The organism is Mycobacterium ostraviense (assembly GCF_002705925.1).
Classification (GTDB): Bacteria; Actinomycetota; Actinomycetes; order Mycobacteriales; family Mycobacteriaceae; genus Mycobacterium; species Mycobacterium ostraviense.
This window is the reverse complement of record NZ_NKRE01000001.1, coordinates 133,641-153,528: the sequence shown is the minus strand read 5'-3', so window position 1 is coordinate 153,528 and position 19,888 is coordinate 133,641. Positions and strand designations below refer to the sequence as shown.

Genomic DNA, 19,888 nt, shown 5'->3' with positions numbered 1-19,888 from the left:
GGGCCATGAGCGTTGTTGCAGGCGTGTGCGGTGCATTGCCGCCGTACCGCTATAGCCAGAGTCAGATCACCGATTCGTTCGTCGAATTTCCCGGTCTAAAGGAACACGAAGATATCGTCCGGCGCTTGCACGCCGCAGCCCGGGTGAACAGCCGCCAATTCGTGCTTCCGCTGGAGCAGTACCCGGGGCTGACCGACTTCGGCGACGCGAACGAGATCTTTATCGACAAGGCCGTCGACTTGGCGGTCGAGGCGCTCATGGGTGCGCTGCATGAGGCCGGGCTGGAGCCGCAGGACATCGACATGATCGTCACTACGACGGTGACCGGTGTCGCGGTGCCGGCGCTGGACGCCCGGGTCGCCGGCCGGCTCGGCCTGCGCCCGGACGTGCGCAGGGTGCCGCTGTTCGGTCTGGGGTGTGTGGCCGGTGCGGCCGGAGTGGCCCGGCTACACGACTACCTGCGCGGCGCACCCGACGACGTCGCCGTGCTGATCGCGGTCGAGCTCTGTTCGCTCACCTACCCCGCGGTCAAGCCGACCGTGTCGGGACTTATCGGGACCGCGCTGTTCGGGGACGGCGCCGCCGCCGTGGTCGCCGTCGGCGACCGCCGCGCCGAGCAGCTGCGCACCGGCGGGCCCACCATCGTCGACTCCCGCAGCCGGCTCTACCCCGAATCGCTGCACATCATGGGTTGGGACGTGGGTTCTCATGGTCTGCAGCTGCGCCTGTCTCCCGAGCTCCCCAACCTGATCGAGCACTACCTACCGGGCGACGTCACCGGTTTCCTCGCCGCGCATGGATTGTCCAAGGACGGCGTCGGCGCGTGGGTGAGCCATCCGGGCGGTCCCAAGGTGATCGACGCAATCACCAACAGCCTCGAACTGGCTCCCGACGCACTCGAGCTGACCTGGCGTTCCCTCGGCGAAATCGGCAACCTCTCGTCGGCGTCGGTGCTGCACATCCTGCGCGACACCATCGCCAAACGGCCGCCGAGCGGAAGTCCGGGACTGATGCTGGCCATGGGGCCGGGATTCTGCGCGGAGCTGGTACTACTGCGCTGGTACTGAGCCCTCGATTTCGACGGTCAGTCCCGGTTTTGGGGACAGCGCGGCGAAGTTGGCCGCGCGGATCCGCTGAGCAGGCAGGCGCAGCGTCGTCCGGGCGACCAGTCGAGCCAGCATCACCGTCATCTCGGTGGTAGCCATGACCGCCCCGACGCATCGGTGCAGCCCGCCGCTGAACGGGATGAACTCGTGTGGCGCGGGCTTGCGGTAGTCCGGGGAGTCGGGGTCCCACCGCCGCGGGCGGAACTCCGTTGGTGCGGGCCATATTTCGGGCAGCCGATGGGTGACGTACGCACTGAAGATCAGCAACCGCCCCGACCGGATCCGGTGACCGTCGAACATCAGGTCACGCATCACTCGGCGGGCCGAGATCACTCCGGGGGAGTACAGCCGAAGTGTTTCCTGCACAACGCCATTGAGATAAGTCAGCGACCCGATGTCCGAGGCGGCAGGCGGATTGCCGCCGAGCACGCGAGCAACCTCGTGGGCCGCGGTCTCCCAGGCACCCGGCAGCGTGAGCAACGTATGGGCCGCCCAGGCCAGCGCCCCGCTGGTGGTCTCGTAGCCGGCAGTGATGAGGGAGACGATCTCATCGCGAATCTCGTTGTCGCTCAACATGTCGATCAGCGTGGTCAACATGCGGTCGTCGGGCCCGGGCTGGGCGCGCGCGTCGGCGATCACCGCGTCGACCAGGTCGTCGATACGGCGCCGGGCCGCCATCGCGCGTCGCCAGCCCGCTGAGTTCAGCCGTCGCTGCAGCCGAATCAGCTGCGGCGGCCGGTGGGTCAGGTCGAGCAGCGGCTGCAACTGCTCGCCGAGGAAGTCGGAATGGGCGGCCAGCCGCGGGCCGAACAGACTTTCGGCGGTGCTGCGCCTTACTGCCGAACGGAACTCCTGGTAGAGGTCGAGCCGCTGTCCCGGGCGCCAGGTGTCGATGACGGCGTCGACGGTCGAGACCATGGTCTGCACATAGTCCTGAACCTGCCGGTGGCGCAGCCCGGGCGCCACCACGCTGCGGCGGCGCCGGTGATCTTCGCCGTCGCTGACGATCAGCGCGGTAGGCCCGTCGACGGGAACCAGGCTCTCGAACGTCTCACGCCAACTGAACGCGTCGGCGTTGGCGAACACGAACTTGTTGGCCTCGGCGCCCAACAGATACACGAAGCCATGGCGCCCGACGCCGGCGTCGACCACCGCGCCGCGGTGCCGATAGAGCGCCAGCAGCGCTTCCCCGGGCAGGTATGGCACCGTCCGGTAGGCGTTCACTCCAGCACCTCGGAGATCTCTAGCCAGCGCTCCTCCGTCACACCAACCTCGTCTTCGAGGGCGCGCAATTCCCGGGTCAACCGCGCCAGGCCGATGTGGTCGGCCTGGTCGTGTTCGGCGAGGTCGGTGTGCTTGGCGGCAATCCGGTCGGCCAGGCGGGCAAGCTGGCGCTCGGCGGCGGCCAGCTCCTTCTCCGCGGCACGGCGCTGTGCGCCCGAGATCTCCTGGGGCTCAGCCGGTTTGGCGGACGGCGTCGGTGACGGTTTGGTAGCCAGGCGCAGGTATTCCTCGATGCCGCCGGGCAGATGCCGCAGCCGGCCGTCCAGAATCGCATACTGCTGATCGGTGACCCGTTCCAGCAGATAGCGATCGTGGGAGACGACGATCAAGGTGCCCGCCCACGAGTCCAGCAGATCCTCGGTGGCCGTCAGCATGTCGGTATCCACGTCGTTGGTGGGCTCGTCGAGCAGCAGCACATTGGGTTCGGATAACAGCGTCAGCATGAGCTGCAACCGGCGCCGCTGACCGCCGGAAAGCTCGCAGACCCGCGCCGACAGCTGACCCCGGCCGAAGCCGAGACGTTCCAGCAGCTGGGCCGGGGTCACCTCGCGCCCGTCGACCTCGTAGCCGCCGCGCAACCCGCTCAGCACGTCGGCAATGCGGTCCGCGGCGAACGGGGTCAGCGCGTCACCTTGCTGGTCGAGCACCGCCAGCCGGACGGTCTTGCCGCGTTTGACCCGGCCGGAGTCGGGCTCGATGGTGCCGGCGATCAAGCCCAGCAGAGTGGATTTCCCGGCGCCGTTGGCTCCGACGATTCCGGTGCGTTCGCCCGGGCCGATCCGCCATTCGATGTCGCGCAGCACCGGGCGGCCGTCGAAGCAGACCGACACGTCGAGCAGGTCAATAACGTCCTTGCCCAGCCGGGCGGTGGCCAGCTTGGCCAGCTCGACGGTGTTGCGCAGCGGCGGCACGTCGGCGATCAGCTGATTGGCGGCCTCGATGCGGAACTTGGGTTTGGAGGTTCGCGCCGGGGGACCGCGCCGCAGCCAGGCCAGCTCCTTGCGCATCAGGTTCTGTCGCTTGGCCTCGGCCGCGGCGGCGATGCGGTCACGTTCGACGCGTTGCAGCACGTAGGCCGCGTATCCGCCTTCGAAGGGTTCGACGACGCCGTCGTGGACTTCCCAGGTGGTGGTGGCGACCTCGTCGAGAAACCACCGGTCGTGGGTGACCAGCAGCAGCCCGCCGCCGTTGCGGGCCCAGCGTTGTTGGAGGTGGCCGGCCAGCCAGGTGATGCCTTCGATGTCGAGGTGGTTGGTGGGCTCGTCGAGGGCGATCACCTCCCAGCCGCCGATCAGCAGCCGGGCCAGCTGCACACGGCGCCGCTGGCCGCCGCTGAGGGTGGAAACCTTTGCACGCCAGTCGATGTCGGATACCAGTCCGGCGACCACGTCGCGCACGCGCGGGTCGCCGGCCCAGTGGTGTTCGGGTTGGTCGCCGACCAGCGTCCAGCCGACGGTGTGAGCGGGGTCTAGGGTGTCGGCCTGGCTCAGCGCGCCGACGCGCAAACCGCTGCGCCGGGTGACCCGTCCGGAGTCCGGCGGTACCTGGCCGGTGAGCAGGCCCAGCAGGCTGGATTTGCCGTCCCCGTTTCGCCCGACGATGCCGATGCGTGCGCCGTCGTTGACGCCGAGCGTGACCGATTCGAACACCACCTGGGCCGGATATGCCAGGTGCACGGCCTCGGCTCCGAGCAGGTGCGCCACCGGGCCGACGCTACCGGCACGCATCCTCGACTCGGCTGGCGGACAGATCAACGGCGGACCCCCTGGTCTCGTCGTCAACGGTGCCGCCGGTGCTGCCCGGGGTGGACCAGGGCCGGTGCTACCCCGCACGGTGGACGCTGTCGAAAGCCCGGGAAACCGTGTCGCCATCGACCCGGGTCATCCCTAGACTCGACCGCACATCACGACGAGAGGCACACCGGCATGGACGCGTCAAGCACGGAAACGCAACCCGGCGAGGACAAGCTGACGCTCGCCCAGTGGATGACCGTGCTCGCCATGGGGCTGGGGTTTGCCGTCACCGGCGCCGACCCAACCATCTTCTCCAGCAATCTCGTGCCGGTGCGGGAGGGGCTGCACATGTCCACCGCTGCCGCTGGATTCGCCGCCAGTCTGGCTACCCTCACCCTGGCCGCGGCCATACTCGGCGCAGGCACCCTCGGCGACGTCTACGGCAAACGCCGGATGTATCTGCTGGGCCTGGTCGGCGCCATCATCTTCGGCTTGCTGGCCGCAGCATCGCCCAACGCGGTGATGCTGATGGTCGCCCGCGCTCTGACCGGTGTCTTCTTCGCCTTCCTGCTGGGTCTTTCGCTGGCGATCATCAACGCCGTGTTCCCGGCTGAGCAACGGTCCAAGGCGATCAGCCTCTTCCTCGGGACCGCATTCTTGGTGGGCGCCCCATTACCGCTGATCGGCAACATCCTGGTCGAGTCGCTCGGGTGGCGCTGGGCGTTGGTCGTGGCCCCCGCCGTAGCGTTGCTCACCATCCCCCTCACCGTTCGGTTCGTCCCCGAGACGTTCCGGATCAGCGACCGCCGAATCGACTATCCCGGTATTGCCGCCGCCGGCGTCATGCTGGTCAGTGTTGTCTACGGCCTGTCCCGGCTGGCTCACGGCCCGGCCGCTGCCGCACCGCCATTGCTGATCGGGCTGGCTGCCGGAGCCTTTTTCGTGTGGTGGGAGTTGCGGACCGACCATCCGGCCCTGGATCTGCGGATCTTCCGGGCCGGCCCGTTCAACGCCGCCGTCATCGCCGGGCTGGCGTTCAATTTCCTGTCCGCCGGGCTGATCCTCATCCTGAGCTACTACGCCACCGTGGTCCGCGGATATTCGCTCACCGTGCTGGGCGTGTTGTTGGTGCTGGGCGCCGCCGTGCAGGCGCCCGCGGCCGTTGCGGCCGGCCGGATGATGGCCCGGACCTCGGAGCGGGCCACCATCCTGTTTGGTCTAGGACTGCTCACCGTGGCCGCCGGCGTATTCGCCACCTTCGGCATGGGCACATCTGTCGTCGTGATCGGAGTGGGAATAGTGGTCCTGACCGCAGGCCTGGGTCTCATCGAGCCCCCGCAGGCCAGTGTCATGATGAGTTTTGCCCCACCGGGTTTGGAGGGCTCGGTGGCCGCGGTCAAACCCGGCGTCGGCCAGTCCGCTTACTCACTCGGGCCCACCATGGTCACCCTGCTGGCCATGACTTTCTACACGGCACGAGCCCAGGAACGGTTCGCTGGCACCGGCGTCTCTCCCACTCAGGCCGCCAAAGCATTGGAGGCTACCCGTTCGTACGGCGGGGGCAACCTGGGCGGCGTCGCCGTCCTTGATCCGGAGTCAGCCCGTAGTCTCATGGCGACCACTCAGGAGGTCGTGGTTTCCGCGTTGCGTACCACCAGCCTGTTGATGGCACTGGTGCCGTTAACCGCCGCGGTGGCCGTGTGGCTACTGCTGCCACGCCGGCTACCTGTTGAGCGGGCTGGCTGAGCGTGTCAACGCGATGGCCCGATGGCTGCGCAGCGTGGGGCGCGGGTCGGTGACGATCAGCTTCCAGCCCCAAAAAAACCGCCGATAACAATTATTGCCAATGTGCACCATAGTCTGCCTCGCTTACCAAACTGGCGAGTCGCACGCTGATGTAAAGGAGTTTCGGTGAGTCACGCAGTCGCGTCTGTCCTTGCATCGGCGGCTGTGTTGCCATCGTCGTCCGGTCATCCCGGGGGCGATCCGCAAGTCCGTCAGCGACCGGAAAGCGGGCCATGGCCAACCACTGTCAGCCCATCACGAGGCGAGATCGACCAATGCGCATTGCCGATGCCAGGCGTCGCGAGAAGGCGGAACAGCAACTCGATGCCGAACTGATCAGGCTTCGCTCCGACGCCCAATTCCAGATCGATGATCAGCTGCGAACTACGCAGCAGGAGTGCGACAAGCGACTCAATGACGCCATGACCGAAGCCGAACGGCGTGTCCGCCTTGCCGACGAGCAGGTCGAGCAGCGCATGGCCGAGGCGCGGCGTATGTTGGACGATGTCAATCAACGAAGGCTCGGTGTGCTCGAGCAGTTGGCGCGAATACACGGCAAACTCGAGGACGTTCCCGCGATCCTGGAGTCGGCCCGATGTGCCGAAACCAACATGCTTCAATCGATGAGGGGCGCGTTCTCGGAGCTGCGAGCCATCTGATGCCTACGGCGGGCTAAAAGCCCTGATGTCAAAAGGAATTCAGTTCAGCGCGGGGCCGCGTGCGCAGTTGTTGCGGTGATGGCCCACGCGCCGAAGCCCTACCGGCGACGCGTGGGCGGCCTTCGCACGCAACTGATCACGAAGTGATCACAGGCAAATCTCAATTGGCTCTTGCGCTTACGGCCCGTCGCGCCCTACTGTGACTTGCGTAATACAACTGTTGTACGTAGCAACGTTTTCGTGGCAATCGTAAGGTCGACCGCGAGTGAACCCTGGCCATCCGGCTGGAAAGAGTTTGTACGCTGACGTCCGCCGCCGAAAGCGCTGTTGTCTGGTGCGACATGTTGCGGCAGTTCGTCGTTGTTGGTTCCTTACCCGAGGAGCAGTCCATGGCAGCTAGACGAAGACACTGACCGGCTTTACCTTTTCACTTGGCTTGCGCTGCGTTATGAATGGCGCCCAGCACGCTTCTGGCGGAGTGATTTCCAAGCGGCGCGACAAAGGCGTCTGCCATATCAACCCCCGGCAATCAGCCGGTGATCATGCATAACCGGGTAGCGCCTGACGTGCGCCCGAAGACAACTCTTCTAACGAATTAGCCTGCGAGAGGACATATCACAATGGACAGAGCGTGGATCATCGATTCGGCGATCGACACCATCGACGGATTCGAGGCGTTGCTTGGAATCGGATTGCCCGTTTCCGGAGAGGTCTTCAACACCAGTTCGTCATGGTTCACCCGGAGCGCTCAGGATCAGGCGTCGGCCGCTCCGGGCGACCGCTGGATGGGCGCCGCCGCGGAGGCCTACTCCGCCAAGAATCAGCTGCAAAAGATCCGGGAAGAAATCTTGGCGGACCTGGATTACATCACCGGGACGCTGGTAACGGATCAAGCGGACGCGGTAAAGAAGACCCGTGATGTCCTGGCATTCGCAAGACGTGTTCTCGAGATCGCACGCCCGGTCGCCATCGTCATTTCCTACATACCCCTTGTTGGACAATGGCTCTCGGATGGGTTTCAGCTTCCGATCACTTCGCTGATGATGAGCATGGTTGCCGGTGCGCTCGCATATTTGGCGTACAAGACGGCCGAAGACACCGCCAAATTGATTGCCGCGCTGTGGAAATTGGTCGAGCTGCTGGAAGCCCTGATCGAGGAGGAAGTGATCGCCGTCGTGTCGGACATCGAGTTCGATATACGGCAATTCATCTCGAAATTGGAGTCCGCCCTGTACGCGGCGTGGTCGGAGATCGCCAGCATATTTTCCGACATGGGCTTGGGAACCATGTTGTCCAGCTTGTCGTCGTTGTCGGGCATCGCTGGGATGTCGGGAAAGTCGGCCTCAACCGGGGGCGCGGCCGCCATGCCCGACCTCACCCACGTGTCGAACCTGGCTCAGGTGTCCGATCCGGTGCGCGCGCTCGGCGGTGCCGGCTTACCGGCGATGGGCCAGCTCGGCGGAGCGATGACTCAGATGCGGTCATTCCCAATGGAAGTGGGTCCTGCGGGCAGCATTGGCCAGGCCGGTAGCCCGGTGCCGACGGCCGGCGCGCAATCCTCGTCGGGTGCCCCGGGCGTGCCGGGATCCGTGCCGCATGCTCCGACGCGCCGACCGCAGGGTGACGGCGGAAGCGGCGGGGCCTCGGGCGGATCGGATGCCGAGCGGGCTCCCGTCGACGGCTCGACAGCGAGCGCCGAGAAGCCCGGGAAAGTGCCGATATTCGTCAATGCCCGGGTGGCACAACCGTAGCGAGCCAAGGTGATAGCCAAACCGTCCACCAGAGAGGAGTAGTCATGGGTCATTTTCTGTATGTCGTGCCAGAGTTCCTGAGCGTGCTGGAGCGGATTCAAGGCAACGTGTCGGCCGATGTGAAATCCGCGGTCGACATGGTTAGCGGAATCAGTCAGACGGTCTCGACCACCCACGGTTCGTTCTGCTCGCTGTTCAATCAGACCCTGGCAGGGTTCGAGACCATCCGCAGTGCCACAGGCGCGTGCGTGCAACAAGTCGACGGACAGCTAGCGGACAGTCTTCATAAGGCCGCCGGTGCTTATCTCGACACCGACGAAGGGGCGGCCAGCGTGCTGAGCAAGTTCTTTCGCTGATCGCCGCCCGGGATAGGGGCCGGCTGCGGCCCGGGTAGCGTCATCCGGGCTGGAACACCCCGAGCATCCCCCACCACCGCCGGCGGCGCCGTACGCGACGGCGCGACCTGTGCCCCGCTCCGATGTGGAATGATGTCCACGCTGGTCAAGGCCAACTCAGGAGCACCCAGGAGCAGTTGTGGATCTCAATTTGTCGATGGTCACACGCCCGGTCGAGCGTCTGGTGGCCACCGCCCAAAACGGGCTGGAAGTCCTGCGGCTGGGCGGCCTGGAAACCGGTAGCGTGCCGTCGCCGTCCCAGATCGTCGAGAGCGTGCCGATGTACAAGCTGCGACGGTACTTCCCGCCGGACACCCGGCCGGGACACGCGCCGGTAGGCCCGCCGGTGTTGATGGTGCACCCGATGATGATGTCGGCCGACATGTGGGACGTCACCCGCGAGGACGGCGCGGTGGGTATCCTGCACGCCCGTGGCCTGGATCCGTGGGTCATCGACTTCGGCTCGCCCGACAAGGTCGAGGGCGGCATGCGCCGCAACCTGGCCGACCACATCGTCGCACTCAGTCAGGCCATCGACACGGTGCATGACACCACCGGCCAGGACGTGCACATCGTCGGCTATTCGCAGGGCGGCATGTTCTGTTATCAGGCCGCGGCGTACCGGCGTTCCAAGAACATCGCCAGCATCGTGGCGTTCGGCTCGCCGGTGGACACCCTGGCCGCCTTGCCGATGGGTATTCCGGCCAACTTCGGTGCGGCCGCCGCCAGCTTCATGGCAGATCACGTCTTCAACCGGCTGGCCATCCCGAGCTGGATGGCACGCACCGGTTTCCAGATGATGGATCCGCTCAAGACGGCCAAGGCCCGCATCGACTTCCTGCGCCAGCTTCATGACCGCGAGGCCCTGCTGCCGCGGGAACAACAGCGCCGATTCCTCGAATCCGAAGGCTGGATCGCCTGGTCCGGTCCCGCGATCTCAGAACTGCTCAAGCAGTTCATCGCCCACAACCGAATGATGACCGGTGGTTTCGCCATCAGCGGCCAAATGGTGACGCTCACCGACATCACCTGCCCGATACTGGCGTTCGTCGGCGAGGTCGACGACATCGGCCAGCCGGCTTCGGTGCGCGGCATCCGTCGTGCCGCACCCAACACCGACGTCTACGAATGCCTCATCCGCACCGGCCATTTCGGTCTCGTCGTCGGATCCAGGGCGGCGCACCAGAGCTGGCCCACCGTCGCCGACTGGGTGCGCTGGATCTCCAGCGACGGTGACAAGCCGGCCAACATCAGCTTGATGGTCGAGCAGCCGGCCGAACACACCGACAGCGGAGTCGCATTCAGCTCCCGGGTCGCGCACGGGATCGGAGAGGTGTCCGAGGCGGCCCTGGCCATGGCCCGTGGTGCGGCCGAGGCGGTGGTAGCCGCCAACAAGTCCATGCGCACCCTGGCCGTCGAAACCGTCCGCACGCTGCCGCGCCTGGCCCGGCTGGGGCAACTCAACGACCACACCCGGATTTCGCTGGGCCGGATCATCGACGAACAGGCCCACGACGCCCCGCAAGGCGAATTCCTGCTGTTCGACGATCGCGTGCACACCTACGAGGCCGTGAATCGCCGCATCAACAACGTGGTCCGTGGCCTGATCGACGTCGGGGTGCGCCAGGGTGACCGGGTGGGCGTACTGATGGAGACCCGGCCCAGCGCGCTGGTCGCAATCGTGGCGCTGTCCCGGTTGGGGGCGATAGTGGTGCTGATGCGCCAAGACGTCGACCTGGCCGCACAGCTGCGGCTCGGGGGAGCGACCGAGATCATCACCGATCCCACCAACCTCGGCGCGGCACGCCAATTGCCCGGACAGGTGCTGGTGCTGGGCGGCGGCGAGTCACGAGATCTGCATCTACCCCAAGACGCTGACGTGATCGACATGGAGAAGATCGACCCCGACGCCGTCCAGTTGCCCGCCTGGTACCGGCAAAACCCAGGCCTGGCAAGGGATTTGGCGTTCATTGCGTTCAGCGCGGTCGGCGGCGAGCTGGTCGCCAAGCAGATCACCAACTACCGCTGGGCGGTGTCGGCCTTCGGCACCGCATCGACGGCCGCCCTGGACCGCCGGGACACCGTCTACTGCCTGACGCCGCTGCACCACGAATCCGCGCTGCTGGTCAGCTTGGGCGGTGCGGTCGTGGGCGGCACTCGCATCGCACTGTCGCGCGGACTGTGTGCCGACCGGTTCGTCGCCGAGATACGCCGCTACGGCGTCACCGTCGTGTCCTACACCTGGGCCATGCTGCGCGACGTGGTCGACGATCCGGCTTTTGCCCTGCATGGCAACCACCCCGTCCGGCTGTTCATCGGCTCGGGGATGCCGACCGGATTGTGGGCGCGGGTCGTCGACACGTTCGCGCCGGCACATGTCGTCGAGTTCTTCGCCACCACCGACGGACAGGCGGTGCTGGCCAACGTGTCCGGCGCCAAGATCGGCAGCAAGGGCCGCCCGTTGCCCGGTGCCGGACGGGTCGAGCTCGGCGCCTACGACGCCGAACACGACCTGATCCTGGAAAACGACCGCGGGTTCGTCCAGGTTGCCGAGGTCAACCAGGTCGGAGTGCTGCTGGCGCACGCCAGCGGACCCATCGACCCGACCGCGTCGATCAAGCGGGGCGTCTTCGCCCCCGCCGACACCTGGATCTCCACCGAATACCTGTTCTACCGCGACGCGGACGGGGACTACTGGCTGGCGGGCCGGCGCGGTTCGGTGGTGCGCACCGCGCGGGGCATGGTGTATGCCGAGCCGGTCACCGATGCGCTGGGCTGCATCAACGGCGTCGACCTCGCGGTCACCTACGACGTTTCGGCCAACGGCCATCAGCTAGCGGTCGCCGCGGTGACATTGCGGCCGGGAGCGACCATCACCGCGGCCGACCTGACCGATGCCGTCGCGGGCATGCCGGTCGGACTGGGACCCGACATCGTCCACGTGGTGCCGAAGCTGTCGCTCAGCGCCACCTACCGGCCCACCGTCAGCGCGCTGCGGGCCGCCGGAATTCCCAAGCCCGGCCGCCAGGCATGGTATTTCGACCCTGCCTCCCGCGAGTTTCGCAAGCTGACCCCGGCGGCGCGCACCGAGTTGGGCGGCGAGAAATCCGCCGATGATTGACGACAAGCTGCTGAGCATCCTGGTGTGCCCGGCTGACCAGGGTCCGCTGCTGCTCGCCTCCAGCCCGGACGGCCCGTTGCTCTACAACCCGCGGCTGCGGCGCGCCTACCGCATCGAGGACGGCATCCCGGTCCTGCTGGTCGACCAGGCCCGCGACGTCGGCGACGACGAGCACGCCCGCTTCACGGCGCCAGGTCATCCGGCAGATCCCCGGTGAGGTAGCGCTGCAGATTCGGCGCGATCGTCCGCACGATCTGCTCGGCCGGCAGCGACGCGAACGGCTCCACCTTGACGATGTAGCGCGCCATCGCCACACCGATCACCTGGGAGGCGACGAACTGGGCGCGGATCCGCCCGGTCCCGGGGGGATCGTCGACGCGTGCACCCAACTCCTTGGTGACCACGTCCTCGAAGAAGGACCGCACGAAAGTGACGTCGGTGCCCGATAACAGCGATCGCACCGTCGCGATCAACCGTGGGCCCAGTTCGGAATCCCACAGCGCAAGCAGCGCGGTCGGCAGTTTCACACCGAGGTCTTCGACGGGCGTTTCCCGCATCGGCGCGATGATGTCCATCGGATCCACCGGTATGTGAATGGCGGCGGCGAAAAGCTGTTGTTTGGTTCCGAAGTAGTGATGAACCAAGGCGGCGTCCACCCCGGCTGCAGCGGCCACCGCTCGTATTGATGTTCGGTCAATACCGTTGTGCGCAAACAGTTCTCGCGCACAGGTCAGGATGCGTTCGCGGGTGTCGGAGTTTCCGGCCGGCCGGCCGGGGCGTCGACGCGCCGCCACTATGGCGTCCGGCGCCGCAGTGTCGCCGCGGCCAGACCCAGCGACGCGACCGCGAAAGCCAGCACGACCACAATGTCGCGCACCGCGGTGTAGGTCAGCTCGGAATGTGCCCCCACCTGTTGCAGGGCCTCCAGGGCGTAACTGGCCGGCATCGCGTTGCTGAGCCACTGCAGCCAGGTCGGCATCAGCGCCCGCGGGACGATGATGCCGGCCAGCAGCAGCTGCGGGACCATCACCAGCGGGATGAACTGCACCGCCTGAAACTCGGTGCGGGCGAACGCACTACACAGCAGGCCCAGGCCGACACCCAAGATGGCGTTCACGATCGCGATCACGAAAACCCACGCGGGACTACCCGCGGTGTCGAAACCGAGGAACCAGAACGCCACAATGCAGGCCACCGTGGCCTGGGCCACCGCGGCGATCGAAAACGCGGTCCCGTAGCCGGCGAGCAGATCAATTCTGCGCAGCGGAGTGGTCAAAATGCGCTCCAGCGTTCCCGAAGCTCGTTCGCGCTGCATGGTGATCGCCGTGATGACGAACATCACGAAAAGCGGGAAAAGGCCCAGCAGCACCATGCACGCCGTGTCGAACCCGGAGGGAGCACCGGGGCGGGGCGGAACCTGGTCGAACATGAAATACATCAGCGTGAGGACCAGCACGGGCACCAGCAGGATCATCGCGATGCTGCGGTGGTCGGCAGTCAGCTGGCGCAGAATCCGTGCGGTGGTGGCCGTATAGTTCTGCAGGCTCAGCCGGCTGCGAGCGCGATGGTGGTGCGTCGGATGATGGACAGAAACGCGTCCTCCAGTGATGTGCATCCCGTTTCCTTCCGTAGATTGTCCGGCGTGGTGTGGGCCAGCAGCCGCCCCTCGCGCATCAGCAGCAGATCGCCGCAGCGGTCGGCCTCGTCCATCACGTGGCTGGACACCACCAGCGTGGTGCCACGCCGCGCGAGTGCGGTGAACTGCTCCCACAGTTCGACCCGCAGCACCGGGTCCAGGCCGATGGTCGGCTCATCGAGCACCAGCAGATCCGGCCGGCCGACCAGGGCACAGGCCAGCGAAACGCGAGCCCGCTGGCCGCCGGAGAGGTTGGCACAGCGTGCAGTCCGGTGGCTGCTCAGGTCCACCGCCTCGATCACCTCGTCGGCGGCTTGACCGTCGACGCCGCAGAGTTCGGCGAAGTAGCGGACGTTGTCGATCACCCGCAGGTCGTTGTAGACGGTCGGGTCCTGAGGCATGTATCCGACACGATGACGTAACTGGGACGACCCGGCGGGCAGCCCCAGCACGCGCACCGAACCGGAGGTGAGGATCTGGGAGCCGACGATGCAGCGCATCAGCGTGGTCTTGCCCGAACCGGACGGACCCAGCAGGCCGGTGATGGTTCCGCACCCGACTCTCAGTGAAACATCTTGCACGGCGCGGTTTTTGCCACGGATAACGGTCAAGCTTTCGATGACGACCGCCGGTTCGGCGCCGTCCCGAAGTAATTCATCGCTCGATGAACTCATCATATGATGAATATCGACCTGTCGCCGGCGCTTGTCAAGGGGCGCGGCACAATCTCTCCGGTGAGCGCTGAGCGACTACTGGGGGACCCGGTCGCTGCCGCGCACCGCTTACTGGGCGCCACGCTCGCCGGACGGGGGGTGAGCGGCATTGTCGTCGAAGTCGAGGCCTACGGCGGGGTGCCCGGCGGTCCCTGGCCGGACGCCGCGGCGCATTCCTACCGCGGGCTCAGCGGTCGCAACGCGGTGATGTTCGGGCCGCCCGGCCACCTCTACACCTACCGCAGCCACGGAATCCATGTCTGCGCTAACGTCTCCTGCGGCCCCGACGGCACGGCTGCCGCCGTCTTGCTGCGGGCCTGCGCCGTCGAGGACGGCATCGATGTCGCCCGGTCCCGTCGCGGCGAACTGGTTCGTACCGCCGCACTGGCGCGTGGCCCGGGAAATCTCTGCGAGGCATTGGGAATCACCATGGCGGACAACGGGATTGACCTATTCGACCCGGCCAGTCCGGTAACGCTGGAGCTGGCCGATCCGCCCACGGCGCTGTCCGGACCGCGGGTGGGCGTCAGCCAGGCCGCCGACCGGCCGTGGCGATTGTGGCTTGCGGGGCGACCGGAGGTGTCGGCTTATCGGCGCAGCCCCCGAGCGCCGGTCCCGGGCGCCAGCGACTAGTTTGGAAGACTTTCGACCATGATCCTTGACGAGTTGGCTTGGCGTGGGCTGATCGCGCAGTCCACCGACCTTGACGCGTTGGCCGCCGAATTGCGGCGCGGCCCGGTGACGGTATACGCCGGCTTCGACCCCACCGCGGCGAGCCTGCATGCCGGACATCTGGTGCCGCTGCTGGCGTTGCGCCGCTTCCAGCGGGCCGGCCATCGGCCCATCGTGCTGGCCGGCGGGGCCACCGGCATGATCGGGGATCCGCGCGACATCGGGGAGCGCACGCTCAACGACGCCGACACCGTCGCCGAATGGACCGACCGGATCCGCGGGCAGCTGGAACGCTTCGTCGATTTCTCGGATTCTGGGGACTCGCCGACGGGCGCCATCGTCGAGAACAACATCGACTGGACGGCCGCGATGTCGACCATCGAGTTCCTGCGCGATGTCGGCAAGCACTTCTCGGTCAACGTGATGCTGGATCGCGACACGATCCGGCGCCGTCTGGAAGGTGAGGGCATCTCCTACACCGAGTTCAGCTACCTGCTGCTGCAGGCCAACGACTACGTCGAATTGCGCCGGCGTCACGGCTGTAGCCTGCAGATCGGGGGTTCGGATCAGTGGGGCAACATCATCGCCGGAGTGCGGCTGGTGCGCCAAAAGCTCGGTGCCACAGTGCATGCGCTCACCGTCCCGCTGGTGACCGCCGCCGACGGCACCAAGTTCGGCAAATCCACCGGCGGCGGCAGCTTGTGGCTGGACCCGCAACTGACCACCCCATACGCCTGGTATCAGTACTTCGTGAACACCGCCGACGCGGACGTGATCCGCTATCTGCGGTGGTTCACCTTCCTGTCGGCCGACGAGCTGGCCGAACTGGAGCAGGCGACCGCCGAGCGCCCGCAGCAGCGGCTGGCCCAACGGCGGCTGGCCGCCGAGCTCACCTCCTTGGTGCACGGCGAGGCGGCCACCGCCGCCGTCGAGCACGCCAGCCGGGCGCTGTTCGGGCACGGCGAACTGGACCGGCTCGACGAGCCGACGCTGGCCGCCGCGTTGCGCGAAACCACCGTCGCCGAACTCAAACCGGGTACTCCCGACGGGATCGTCGACCTGTTGGTGGCCACCGGCCTCTCGGACAGCAGGAAGGCAGCGCGGCGCACCATCAACGAGGGCGGGGTTTCGGTCAACAACATTCGCGTCGAGACCGACGAATGGTCGCCGCAGTCATCGGATTTCTTGCACGGCCGCTGGCTGGTGCTGCGCCGCGGCAAGCGGAATGTCGCCGGTGTCGAACGGGTCGGCTCTTAGGTTAGGTCGGATCTTTCGGTAGGGCGGGGGCGTGGCGTGCCCAGTTGATGAGCACGTTCGGCGGTGTGCAGCAGCTGCATCGGGGTTCGACCGGCGTGCAGGTTTGCGTCCAGTCAGCGGACGTGGCCGTGGGCTGAAAATGCGGTGTTGGCAACCGCGTTTTCTGTCCACCGTTAGTGCTCCGTTAGTGCCCGCCTCACTCGAAAATTTGTGGTGACCACGAATGCGGCTGGTCAACGATGTCCTCGCGCGCAGCCTTGGATGCCTGGCGCTGTTTCGGCACACCGATACCGCACCGTCGCTCAAACCGCTTGTGATGGCAGGCGTTCGGGGGATGTCGCAGGTGCTCACCAATCGGCTGTTATGCGCCGTATCGAGTGTGCGGTGGCGGCTTTGACTGTGTATGGAGGGCGGGAACATCCACGATCGGCCGCCCTGACGGCACGGTCGGCGCCATCAACGCACACTCGGCGCCGTCGACCACCGCCCCAACCGCACCAGTACGCGATTTTCATCTCGCCACACCGGGGCGCAGCCCCACGACCGCTAGTCGCTACTGCTAGTAGCGACAAATCCGTTGCGTTGTGGCGGTTGTCGCGGATGGGTGGGCATTTTGGGTACCGGGTCCGTCTTTGTGACTGGTGTGATGGCGGGGCAGATCCGGTGCGGTGTTCGCTGTGAGCGAAAGCGCGAAATCAGTTGTTTGGCAGTCGCACCAACACCTTTCATCACCCCGAAAAACTCCTCCACGACGAAGACGACGGAGAGCCGGAGTAGCTTCGTAGCCACGGGCTACGTCAAGGGCTAAGCCTGGCCGATCACCTGATCGGGAATCCCGGTGAGGTACTGCTCTGCGAGCAGCGGTATCGGCACCTGCGCCGTGTAGGACAGCGCCGTCTGCTCATCGAGAGTGTGGGCTGCAGATCGTGGAAGCCGGTGAAGGCTGCTCAAAGCCGCTGCATACCAGGACGTTCGACGGCCTTCGACGGCAATACGTTACGCGGTGCCCATGATCGGGCCAGAACCCAGCCTGCCGACCTCGATGGACGGCAACTGGTCGTCGGCGGCCGCCACCGCGAAGGGGATGGCGGCGGTATGGAACGCGTCCTCGGTCATCAGTCCTCGCTGCGCCAGCTCGATGCGGTTCACCTCGGTGCCCCATCGGTTGCCGAAAAGGCGCTTGAGTTGCCCGGGATCTGGGCGGCGCACGTTCAAATGCGGCTTCTGCCTGGCTAATTCGTCCCGCCGCGCGAGGGCGCGGGCGGCAATGGCGCGCCATTCGGGCAGCCGAGGGTCTGCCCGCAGCAGTTCGAGGAAGTGCTGGATCGCCGGGAGCGACCGGGCGAAAAAGAGGGTGCGGGTGATCAGGCGCGCCGAGACCGCAATCGGATCGTCCCGCAGGCTCTCGTTCTCCTCCGCGGTGAGCCAGTGTGCCTTGACGTTCTCGGGAAAGCCGGACTCGTCGATGATGCCGGTGGCCTGCGCATAGCGGTGGGCGACGGTCTCCAGCGAGCGTGCGTAGCTGTCGGTTGCTACCTCCGCGGCGGCCCGAGCGGCCCGCTCGCACACCGTGCCGCCCTCATCGGGGTGCTTCAGACTCCAGTACCAGGCGGCGACCTGCTCCAGCGCCGGGACGTATGCCCATCGATCGCTGGCGCACACGCTCAGCAACGAAAGAACGTCAAGGTCACCGACGTCGAAGGCCGACTGGGCTCCGCTGTCGGTGGTGACGGGAACGAGTGTCGCAGGCGCCCACCGCTGCCGCCAGCGCTCCGACCATACCGTCGGGGGTGGGCCGGGCCGCACGGCACTGCCGCCCGTGCCGCGGACCACTTCGCGCAGCGCCAGGACCGCGTCGGCGTGTTTGATGTCAACCCGCAGCGACCTCAATTGTGTTGCCAGGCTGCGGCTTTCAGGAGCGCCAACAGCCTCGAGCAATCGATTCCAGGTGCGCTGGGTGAACGGGCTGCTACGCGCGGTTTCGATCAACTGATCAGCCAAAGGTGCTGATATCAAACCAGATCCGACAGCTCGCGCGACGGTATGGCGAACGTTGACCAGGGCATCGACAAAGACCGGATATCCGTCTTCGGGGTCGCCGTGCACCATCCCGACTTCGTCATCGGCCTCGAGCAGCCCGTCGCGGTAGCCCTCGAAGACCCAGCCGTAGCCTTCCATGCCGAACGGGTGCAGCTCTGCGGCGCGCAACGCTCCCATGCTCGACGAACCGACCACCCGCACCCCGTCGTCGATGAGGGTTAGCAGCTCCTTGTGCCGCACCGACGCCTGCTGGAAGAAGAGTCCGTCGACGATGAGCAGGGTGTCGCCGGGCCGCAATCCGTATCCGAGAGCCTGACCGAACGCGATCGGCGTCACCACTTCGGCATTGGGTACCACGGCATGGATATCGTCGGCGCCGATCGTTGGTCCCGCGGTCACGACGACCCGGCCGTGAGTTGTCATCCGTGCTCCTGTAACGGGGTTCGCAGCGGCGAATGTATAGAAGCCGACAGTCCGGGGGCGACGACCTTGACCACGGGGACGCACGCGTCGTCGAAGTCGCAGACGACCGCAAGCGGCTCGACGCCCGACCGGACGGTCACGGCGGTCGCCGCCGCGGCGAGCGGCTCGGTCAGCGAGTTGCTGTAGTCGATGTGCCACGGCGTGGCGGGCGCGGCGGGCAGCGACTGCATCGATCGACGAGCCGGTGCATACGTGTGCACCCGGGCGAACCTGTGGTAAATCGCCGAAGGGAGATCTTCGCGAGCCCCGCTGATGGCCGTCAGGCGCGATTGCGCGGCCTCGGTGATCGCCCGGGACAGCGCCACGTTGGGGTCGTGGTGAAGTCCGCTGCCGCTGAACGGAATCTCGGCCATAGGCGAGGTGATCTCGGCGGCGAAGCAGTAGAACCCGTCCCAGCTGTCGATCCGGGCAACGCTCAGTTCGCTTCCGGCCCGGTGAATCATCTCGACCAGTTCGGCGCACTCCGAGCGGGCGACGTCGTCCAGCGGTACCTCGAACAAGGTCGATCCCGGCTGCGCGGCGGCCATGCCGTGGCGCTCCATGATCTCGTAGAGCCCGTGCAGGGTGGCTTCGTGGTAGCTGTTGCCGGAGGCCAATCCCGTGGTGTCCATCCCGAACATCGGCGGTCCCCAGGAGTCACTGACCGCCACGTTGACCACGGTGGCCAGCCACGGCACCAAGGTTCGCCGGCCGGTCAGCAATGTCGTCGCGATCATCCAGTCGAGTTTGGCGCCGGGATGGTAGAAGCTTCCGGCGGGCCGGTTGAGCTTGGCCGGGTCATAGGTCAGTTCGCGAGCGAGATCGGTTGTGCTCCTGGATAAAAGGTCGGGAGTGATGGTCTCCACGTGCCAGTTCTCCAGCGATTCCATGACGGCCGAGACCTGGGCGGCGCGGTAGGTGGTGGCCTTGCCCTGGCTGACCGACAAGGTCAGCGAGGCGGGCCGGACGGCCTGGACGGTGGGGATTCCGAGATCATCCAGCCAGGTCAGGTCGGCGACGCGGGTGATCCCGGCCCGTTCCAGCACAGGCTGAACCGCCTGCCAGGTTTGATCGGGCGAGATGATCCGGTGAGTGCCCGCCCGATATCCGATTGTGGTGGGGTCGGCGTGACCCAGCACGCGTGGCGGCCAATGTGACCAGTCGGGGCCGGCTTTCATCAGTTGCTGGGTGCCGAGCCCGGACAGTTCCGACATGGCTTTTCACGCTACTTAGTTGCCGGGTTTCCGGCGGGGCATTGCGACGGGTGCAGAAGA

The 19,888-nt window shown here is 66.4% G+C and carries 17 protein-coding genes; 8 read left to right on the top strand and 9 right to left on the bottom strand.

All coding sequences use genetic code 11. The features are described 5' to 3' along the window. Positions 1-5 precede the first annotated feature (5 nt). Entirely contained in the window at positions 6-1,067 is a 1,062-nt protein-coding gene (locus CDN38_RS00660) for a type III polyketide synthase (protein WP_075510810.1), read from the top strand. Here CDN38_RS00660 and CDN38_RS00655 read toward each other — a convergent pair. Both CDN38_RS00655 and CDN38_RS00650 read right to left on the bottom strand, forming a co-directional pair. Further along, the gene (locus CDN38_RS00655) at positions 1,050-2,312 is read right to left on the bottom strand and encodes a cytochrome P450 (protein WP_099319300.1); all 1,263 of its coding nucleotides are present in this window, start codon (positions 2,310-2,312) and stop codon (positions 1,050-1,052) included. The genes CDN38_RS00660 and CDN38_RS00655 overlap by 18 nt on opposite strands. A 14-nt stretch (positions 2,313-2,326) precedes the next feature. Beyond that, positions 2,327-4,093, bottom strand: coding sequence for an ABC-F family ATP-binding cassette domain-containing protein (locus CDN38_RS00650; RefSeq protein ID WP_099319299.1), 1,767 nt, complete (start codon positions 4,091-4,093; stop codon positions 2,327-2,329). Between the two features lie 222 nt (positions 4,094-4,315). On the opposite strand from CDN38_RS00650, the gene CDN38_RS00645 reads away from it, so the two are divergent. Then, positions 4,316-5,869, top strand: coding sequence for an MFS transporter (locus tag CDN38_RS00645; RefSeq protein WP_082277133.1), 1,554 nt, complete (start codon positions 4,316-4,318; stop codon positions 5,867-5,869). A 251-nt stretch (positions 5,870-6,120) separates the two neighbouring features. On the opposite strand, the gene CDN38_RS28775 is transcribed toward CDN38_RS00645, so the two are convergent. After that, on the bottom strand, positions 6,121-6,528 hold the full coding sequence (locus CDN38_RS28775; protein WP_142361225.1) for a hypothetical protein: 408 nt from the start codon (positions 6,526-6,528) through the stop codon (positions 6,121-6,123). 659 nt (positions 6,529-7,187) lie between these two features. On the opposite strand from CDN38_RS28775, the gene CDN38_RS00635 reads away from it, so the two are divergent. The 4 genes from CDN38_RS00635 (at position 7,188) to CDN38_RS00620 (ending at position 12,051) form a co-directional block, all read left to right on the top strand. After that, positions 7,188-8,318: an EspA/EspE family type VII secretion system effector gene (locus CDN38_RS00635; RefSeq protein ID WP_075510813.1), complete on the top strand. Its 1,131-nt coding sequence runs from the start codon at positions 7,188-7,190 to the stop codon at positions 8,316-8,318. Between the two features lie 44 nt (positions 8,319-8,362). Beyond that, positions 8,363-8,674 carry an ESX-1 secretion-associated protein gene (locus tag CDN38_RS00630; RefSeq protein WP_075510814.1) on the top strand — a complete coding sequence of 104 codons (312 nt, stop codon included), beginning with the start codon at positions 8,363-8,365 and terminating at the stop codon, positions 8,672-8,674. Between the two features lie 196 nt (positions 8,675-8,870). Continuing rightward, positions 8,871-11,834 (top strand): acyl-CoA synthetase, encoded by a 2,964-nt coding sequence (locus CDN38_RS00625; RefSeq protein WP_233027072.1) that lies wholly within the window; start codon positions 8,871-8,873, stop codon positions 11,832-11,834. Then, entirely contained in the window at positions 11,827-12,051 is a 225-nt protein-coding gene (locus CDN38_RS00620; RefSeq protein WP_075510816.1) for a Trm112 family protein, read from the top strand. Before CDN38_RS00625 ends, CDN38_RS00620 begins: the two co-directional genes overlap by 8 nt. Here the strand turns inward: CDN38_RS00620 and CDN38_RS00615 are convergent. The 3 genes from CDN38_RS00615 to CDN38_RS00605 are packed head-to-tail and all read right to left on the bottom strand — an operon-like array spanning position 12,017 to position 14,147. Further along, positions 12,017-12,631 (bottom strand): TetR/AcrR family transcriptional regulator, encoded by a 615-nt coding sequence (locus CDN38_RS00615; protein WP_075510828.1) that lies wholly within the window; start codon positions 12,629-12,631, stop codon positions 12,017-12,019. The genes CDN38_RS00620 and CDN38_RS00615 overlap by 35 nt on opposite strands. Further along, positions 12,628-13,377 (bottom strand): ABC transporter permease, encoded by a 750-nt coding sequence (locus CDN38_RS00610; protein WP_233027141.1) that lies wholly within the window; start codon positions 13,375-13,377, stop codon positions 12,628-12,630. Before CDN38_RS00610 ends, CDN38_RS00615 begins: the two co-directional genes overlap by 4 nt. A 2-nt stretch (positions 13,378-13,379) precedes the next feature. Further along, the gene (locus CDN38_RS00605) at positions 13,380-14,147 is read right to left on the bottom strand and encodes an ABC transporter ATP-binding protein (protein ID WP_075510818.1); all 768 of its coding nucleotides are present in this window, start codon (positions 14,145-14,147) and stop codon (positions 13,380-13,382) included. 57 nt (positions 14,148-14,204) lie between these two features. Between CDN38_RS00605 and CDN38_RS00600 the strand changes: the two genes are divergently transcribed. Both CDN38_RS00600 and tyrS read left to right on the top strand, forming a co-directional pair. Next, complete coding sequence (locus CDN38_RS00600; RefSeq protein ID WP_099319298.1) at positions 14,205-14,816, top strand: DNA-3-methyladenine glycosylase; 612 nt, start codon at positions 14,205-14,207, stop codon at positions 14,814-14,816. Between the two features lie 18 nt (positions 14,817-14,834). Further along, positions 14,835-16,112: a tyrosine--tRNA ligase gene (gene tyrS / locus CDN38_RS00595; RefSeq protein WP_075510819.1), complete on the top strand. Its 1,278-nt coding sequence runs from the start codon at positions 14,835-14,837 to the stop codon at positions 16,110-16,112. A gap of 804 nt (positions 16,113-16,916) precedes the next feature. On the opposite strand, the gene CDN38_RS29160 is transcribed toward tyrS, so the two are convergent. Genes CDN38_RS29160 through CDN38_RS00585 form a run of 3 tightly spaced genes read right to left on the bottom strand, consistent with a single transcriptional unit; the run spans position 16,917 to position 19,828 of the window. Continuing rightward, the gene (locus CDN38_RS29160) at positions 16,917-17,063 is read right to left on the bottom strand and encodes a hypothetical protein (protein WP_161951633.1); all 147 of its coding nucleotides are present in this window, start codon (positions 17,061-17,063) and stop codon (positions 16,917-16,919) included. A gap of 45 nt (positions 17,064-17,108) precedes the next feature. Continuing rightward, positions 17,109-18,575 (bottom strand): TfuA-like protein, encoded by a 1,467-nt coding sequence (locus CDN38_RS00590; protein ID WP_075510820.1) that lies wholly within the window; start codon positions 18,573-18,575, stop codon positions 17,109-17,111. Further along, the gene (locus CDN38_RS00585; protein WP_075510821.1) at positions 18,572-19,828 is read right to left on the bottom strand and encodes a YcaO-like family protein; all 1,257 of its coding nucleotides are present in this window, start codon (positions 19,826-19,828) and stop codon (positions 18,572-18,574) included. Before CDN38_RS00585 ends, CDN38_RS00590 begins: the two co-directional genes overlap by 4 nt. Positions 19,829-19,888: the final 60 nt, after the last annotated feature.

What these genes read in the sequence shown, in the direction of transcription:
- CDN38_RS00660 (WP_075510810.1), top strand. Translation starts at nt 6, where the DNA reads ATGAGCGTTGTTGCAGGCGTGTGCGGTGCATTGCCGCCGTACCGCTAT.
- CDN38_RS00645 (WP_082277133.1), top strand. Translation starts at nt 4,316, where the DNA reads ATGGACGCGTCAAGCACGGAAACGCAACCCGGCGAGGACAAGCTGACG.
- CDN38_RS00635 (WP_075510813.1), top strand. Translation starts at nt 7,188, where the DNA reads ATGGACAGAGCGTGGATCATCGATTCGGCGATCGACACCATCGACGGA.
- CDN38_RS00630 (WP_075510814.1), top strand. Translation starts at nt 8,363, where the DNA reads ATGGGTCATTTTCTGTATGTCGTGCCAGAGTTCCTGAGCGTGCTGGAG.
- CDN38_RS00625 (WP_233027072.1), top strand. Translation starts at nt 8,871, where the DNA reads ATGGTCACACGCCCGGTCGAGCGTCTGGTGGCCACCGCCCAAAACGGG.
- CDN38_RS00620 (WP_075510816.1), top strand. Translation starts at nt 11,827, where the DNA reads ATGATTGACGACAAGCTGCTGAGCATCCTGGTGTGCCCGGCTGACCAG.
- CDN38_RS00605 (WP_075510818.1), bottom strand. Translation starts at nt 14,147, where the DNA reads ATGATGAGTTCATCGAGCGATGAATTACTTCGGGACGGCGCCGAACCG.
- tyrS (WP_075510819.1), top strand. Translation starts at nt 14,835, where the DNA reads ATGATCCTTGACGAGTTGGCTTGGCGTGGGCTGATCGCGCAGTCCACC.
- CDN38_RS00590 (WP_075510820.1), bottom strand. Translation starts at nt 18,575, where the DNA reads ATGACAACTCACGGCCGGGTCGTCGTGACCGCGGGACCAACGATCGGC.
- CDN38_RS00585 (WP_075510821.1), bottom strand. Translation starts at nt 19,828, where the DNA reads ATGTCGGAACTGTCCGGGCTCGGCACCCAGCAACTGATGAAAGCCGGC.